The sequence below is a fragment of the Proteobacteria bacterium CG1_02_64_396 genome (assembly GCA_001872725.1).
GTDB lineage: Bacteria > Pseudomonadota > MNWR01 > CG1-02-64-396 > CG1-02-64-396 > CG1-02-64-396.
This window is the reverse complement of the sequence record MNWR01000044.1, coordinates 1-5,771: the sequence shown is the minus strand read 5'-3', so window position 1 is coordinate 5,771 and position 5,771 is coordinate 1. Positions and strand designations below refer to the sequence as shown.

General features: G+C 61.8%; 3 protein-coding genes and 1 pseudogene. 2 read left to right on the top strand and 2 right to left on the bottom strand.

All coding sequences use genetic code 11. The features are described from left to right. Window positions 1–543, bottom strand: a pseudogene (locus tag AUJ55_05455) (hypothetical protein). A gap of 255 nt (window positions 544–798) precedes the next feature. Here AUJ55_05455 and AUJ55_05450 point away from each other — a divergent pair. Together AUJ55_05450 and AUJ55_05445 are read left to right on the top strand one after the other, a co-directional pair. Beyond that, window positions 799–3,222, top strand: a complete 2,424-nt coding sequence (locus tag AUJ55_05450; GenBank protein ID OIO58235.1) for a hypothetical protein — start codon at window positions 799–801, stop codon at window positions 3,220–3,222. A gap of 1,045 nt (window positions 3,223–4,267) precedes the next feature. Continuing rightward, window positions 4,268–4,501: a hypothetical protein gene (locus tag AUJ55_05445; protein OIO58234.1), complete on the top strand. Its 234-nt coding sequence runs from the start codon at window positions 4,268–4,270 to the stop codon at window positions 4,499–4,501. 292 nt (window positions 4,502–4,793) lie between these two features. Here the strand turns inward: AUJ55_05445 and AUJ55_05440 are convergent, their stop codons facing one another. Next, the gene (locus tag AUJ55_05440) at window positions 4,794–5,666 is read right to left on the bottom strand and encodes a fatty acid hydroxylase (protein OIO58233.1); all 873 of its coding nucleotides are present in this window, start codon (window positions 5,664–5,666) and stop codon (window positions 4,794–4,796) included. Window positions 5,667–5,771: the final 105 nt, after the last annotated feature.

The following is a 5,771-nucleotide window of genomic DNA, read 5'->3' as shown; positions in this document are numbered from 1 at the left end:
GGGGCAGGATGCGGCTTCGGATTCAGATGCGAGGGGGGGGGCGGGGGGAACAGGCAGCCCCAGGATGGCGACGATCCGGTAGCGTCCCCCCGCCTCGACCGCCTCGTGCAGGGCGCGGCGCAGCACCTCTGGAAGGGCGAGCAGGCAGGGGGGGATGACGACCCGGGCGGTCCCCGCCTCCCGGTCGACCTCGACCGCTCCGACCCCCAGCACCTTGGCGAGCGCTGCGGTGACGTGGGCCTTGCACTTGTCGCAGGTCATCCCCTCGATGCCCAGGGTGAGGATCTTGTCGTCGGGATTGGGGCACCACCCTTCGGGCACTGCCCCCTCGATGCGGTAGCGTCCCCCCGCCTCGACGGCGGATTGCATGGCGGCCAGCGTGGCGGTGGGGTCGGCCCCCTCTTTTAGGACGACCGTGCCGATCCCGGCGAGGCGGTCGACCGCGACCGTTTCAACCCCTTCGACCTCGGCCAGCGCTGCGGTGACGCGGGCCTTGCATTGGTCGCAGGTCATGCCGGAGAGGGTTATGTGCAGGGTGGTCATGAGGGGCTCCAATATGGGGGAAGGGCGACCCCGAAGTTTGCCGGGTTGAGAACGCCGAGACAAAACCTGCGGGCGTGGCGCGACCGATCATTTGACACCCCTCTTCCCGCCGGTGCAGGATGGGTAAGCGTGCCGGGTCGCACGCCGAATCGCACCGGGCAGGATCAGGTCGCGCCGAATGTCGTTTTCGCGGTTTTAGGATCAAGGAGTTCGCATCATGCGTTTGCTGCCCCCCCCCCCCGAGTTTTGGCCCTGATGGGGCTGACGTTGCTGGCCGCCGGTTGTAGCTCCGGCCCCGCCAATTCCCCCCCGCCCTCCTCCTCCCACGCCGTCCCCGCCGTGCACACCACCCCGGCCAGTTTCACCCAACAAGCCTTGATCAGCGGTGGCGATCTGACCGTCCAAGGGGCGCTGACCACCCATGGGGTGCTGGCAGGGGTTCATGCCAACGGCGCCGTGGCACTGCGGGGCCAAACCAGCCGGGTGGCAGGGAGTTTAACCTCGGCCCGGCAGGTAGAGGCCCCCGCTGGGGCTGCCCGAAAACGCCAAAACAACACCCCCTTGGCCGCCGCCCGCACCCTGCGTCCCGAACTGCCCACCATCGATACCTTGCTGCAAGGGGGAACCCCCACTGGGGGAACCCCCACCCACGCCATCCTGCTGGGCAGCGACGGCGCCATCCAAACCAGCGATGCCACCGGCCTGTTAACCCCCACCGACCCCACCACCCTGCCGGGAAGCTGGTTTTTCGATGCCGTCACCGGGTGTTGGCACATCAGCGGCGGTTACCTTCCCTTGCGGCAAACCCTGCTGGTCGACGGCGACCTAACCCTTCAAACCAGCCACCTTGATTTGCACGCCGCCCTGCTGGTCCGGGGCAACGCCACCCTAATCGGCGCCGCCCGCATCGACGTACAAAACCCCTTCGACCCCGCCGTGGTGGTGGAGGGCAACCTGGAAAGCGGCGCCCTAGAGGTGGTGGGCCGGATGACCATCCACGGCAACGTGCGGGCGACGGGCGACCTGTACCTGACCGGCAGCGCCCAGGTTGGCGGCGATGTCACCCTGTTGGGCAGCGCCACCGTCAACTACCTCGACACCGTTTACAAAGCGGCGCTGCAACGGGCGCAAGAGGAGTTTGGCGATACCCTGCTGGTCCATTCCCAGGTTTTTCGCGACGTGGCCAAAACCACAGGGGCCAACGCGGTGGCGCTGATGACCTTCGTGCGGGGCTACCAAGAGATCGACGAAGAGGGGTTGATCGCCCAAATCCGAGCCGGAACGGTGCAAGAGAGCGACTTCTTCAGCGTCGTCGTCGGGGCCGATCTGGACTTTGGCGCCGCCTTGGCTTTTACCGAGGGGCCCGCCGCCTATTACTACAACAAGGCCGGATTGCTCGATCACCTGGCCAACCAGGGGCACTTTCACCCCGTGGTCGCCGACGCCCTCAGCCTGCCCCCCGGCAACCTTTACCTGACGGTGCAGGACGAATCGGGCGACTTGGGGGCCTTCCTGGTGATGGGCGACCCCACCCTTGGCACCAACACCGATGGCTGGGTGCAGTTGACCCAAGCCGATGTCACCGCCGCTCAAACCGCTTATGAACAACGTTTTGCCGCGTTGGCCGAGCAGCAAGCACAAGCCGCAGCCGCCGGTTTACTCCCCCCCACCCTGGACGAAATGCTGGCCGCCGATCCCTACGCCGCCGCCGACACCCCGCCCGACCCCGGCTTAACCGCCGGAGAGCTGCGTTTGCAAGAATGGCAGGCCATCGCCGATTTGCCGGAGGAAAGCGCCACGGTGGAAGTGGTGCCGTATGGGGTGGACCCGGCAGCGCCGCTGGCCGCACGGCAAGAGATGCTGGCCCGCTTTTCGTTGGGAGGATTTGTGAGCTCGCTGCGCAGCTCGGTAATGGGCATCGTGAAAATCAGAATTCCTCCATGCAGAAGCTGGAGGGATGTCACGCAATTGCCGGGGGTCAACCGCCAGAGCCAAAACGACGATTGGATGCGGTTGATTTCTTTGAAAAACGCCGCCCGCAAAGGTCAGAATATCAACAATTGCGGCCCGGTTGCGGGCTTGGCCGTTTTGCGCTACCACGGCTGGCGCAAACCGGCGTTGCGGGCGTCATTGATGCCAACCAGCACCGCGAATGATCGTAGAAACATCAATTTCTCGGACTCGGTCCTTCACGCCGATCTCGTGTCAATGCGCGGCCACATGGGGACCGATGCTGTCCTCACCCAGGGCACCTTGCCGTGGAAAATGAGTGATGGCATCGAGGCCTATCTACGGGATAAAGGACTTGGGGGTCGTGGGGGATCAACGTCGTATTTTGGGGTCGGGTTTTCAACCAACGTCGGAATTCCAATCCCCTTTTATACCCCTCTGCTTTCTGAAATAGGGTCTGCGTCGTTATTTGCTAAGGCGGTTGCCGAAATCAACCAAGCCAGACCCCCCATTCTGATGGATGTTGGTCTGGCCGGAAGATACAAAAACCACTACATGCCCGTTCTGGGCAGCAAACGACGTCACTTTGATGGCTTGTGCTTCTGGATCCCCGACGAGCACTACCTCTATGTCGACACCGAATGGGACGACAAGAAACAGTGGCAACGTATCGACCAAATTGCTTACCCGTTCAACAGTTTTGGTCTTGTCACCGTTAACGTGAATTGATCGTGATCAAAACCACCACACCCAAAAAGCGGTTGATATGGCCAGGCGCATTGTGTGCAGCCTGTTTATCGGGCTGCCTCTTTTTCCTGTCTGGATGTCGGGTATTTGTACACTTCCCCGACGTTCTTGGCCTCACGGCCAGCGATGGGATTTTTACCGACCATGTTGAGGTGAAATGGCCCGTATCGAGTGATGCCGAGGGTTATGTTTTGTACCGAAAACCACTCGCCAGTAACGACAACGTTGTCCGTTTAGCAATGTGGGATACCGCTGTTGTTGTAGCCCTTCGCAACACCTCATCAAAAGATCAACATGGGGAGCCTGTCAGCGACGTTTTTATAACATTCGATGACAACACGGTCATTCCGGGGATGGCCTATGATTATTTCGTGCAAGTTTGTTCTGTCGCCCGTTGCAACATCAGTCGCGACGAGCATGGCCATGCCGGGACTTTGCCAACCCCACGCAACGAATTCATTTCACCAGAATGGGTAGGATACCCATGAACATTAAGACAACATCCGTTCTTTCATGGGTTGCCTTGGTTCTTCCATTAGCAGCATGTAGTCCTGATGTAATCGGGATCCCCGTGGAACCTCAATGTTTGGATGCCAGTGACGGAGTTTATGTTGACCGGGTTATTGTTTCATGGTGCATCGGCGATGCCCTTCCTGTCGCCAATGTCACCCTGTGGCGCTATTTGGTTTTTGATGATCCCTATGCCAATTTAGAGGAGCGACAGGTCGAAATCGCCTATTGGACGAGGGCCGACATCCAACCGCTAATCCCCCCCGTTGTCTCCAGTACCGGTAGACGTACCGCTGACATCGTCATGTCGGCAGTAGACACCACTGCCACCCCTGGCGTCCGGTATCGTTACTATGTGGATGCCCAGGGTGGTGATGGCAATCTAAGCACGAGCCGCTGGGAATACGGCCACGCCGGAACCCTTCCCGCCGCCGCCCCCCGTTCTTTATCACCGTCAGCCCTTTCAACCTCCACCCCCATCCTGGCCCTTAGCGGCGCCCTCACCCCCGAGGGGGCCATGGTTTGGATGAACGGGGCGTTGCACGCCGGAACCGCCGCCGCCCCGGCCCTTGAGGCCATCCGCGCCGCCAACCCCGCCTTGGACGACGCTCAAATCCGCACCATCCTGGCCCGCAGCACCACCCCCCTGGATCCCGCCACCTGCCCCGGCACCCCCGCCCCCGGCTACGGCTGGCTCGACCCGGCCCAGGCCATTGCTCTGGCGGCAGGGTGGGGGGCGACATCCCCCTAAGGAAGCGCCGATTGATTCGCGCTTCCGCGCGGCCCCAAGGATGGGCTGCCAAAATGGCACGCTGTCGTAGGAGGCGACCCCGTCGCCGAAGCTCTTCTGATTTTGCAAGCGAAGCAAAAACCATCGCCGCCTCAGGGCGCCTACTTTTGGTTTTTGCGCAGCGTGCTGATTCAAGGCAGGAGGCCTTTTTCAACGCTCCCCTAGAATTCGATTTTGTTTCAACGACCCATGCCATTGAAAAACGCACGCACCCCGCACGACCCGACAACCGCCAGAAGGGGTATAGGCGGAATTACGTGCTGGAATCTTTCACGGCACTCGAAGCATCGCGTCGGTTGATGGCGTAACCCATGACCGCGCCCCGGAAAGGCAACAGTAGCATGCCGGGCAGGCGCGCCACTTCGTTCGGATCGCGATGACTGCGGATGCCGATGGTCATGGCCGTGTGGCCGGCACGCGGCTGGTCGCGGTAGGAGCCGAATAGGCGGTCCCACCACGGCAGATTGAAACCGAAATTGGAATTGGCCTCGTCGTCCTCGATGGAGTGGTGCACGCGGTGCATGTCCGGGGTGACCACGAACCGGCGCAATGCCCGATCCAGCCCCGCCGACAGACGGATGTTGCCGTGGTTGAACATGGCCGTGGCGTTGAGCAGCACCTCGAAGATCACCACCGCCACCACCGGCGGACCGAGCACGACGATGGCGGCGAACTTGATCAGCATGGACAGCACGATTTCGATGGGATGAAAGCGCGTTCCGGTGGTTACGTCGTAGTCGGGATCGGCGTGGTGCACCCGATGCAGCCGCCACAGCGTCGGCACCGCATGAACCATGACGTGCTGGAGCCAGATGACGAAATCCAGGGCGATCACCGCCAGGGGTATGGCAATCACGGGGGGCACCCGGAAATGATGGATCAGGCCCCATCCGTTCGTGGTGCAGAAGGCCGCCATCCCCACCGCCGCCAGGGGGAAGAGCAAGCGCAGCAGTGCGGTATTGAGGAGCACCAGACCGAGGTTGTTGGTCCAGCGCAGGAGCTTGGATACGGTCAAGGCGCGCCTGGGCGCCGCGACCTCCCACAGGCCGACCATGAACAACATGCCCAAGAACGAACCCAGGCGGACAGCCAATTCATGGTCCAGTACGAACCGTTCGAGACTCATGGAACCTCCTAGGAGTCTGTCGGACTTGAGATCGTCCTACTCGGCAATTGCTCCTGCATTGCTCTACCTCCTGCATCCATGCAGTCGTGCGCCGGCGGGTAATCG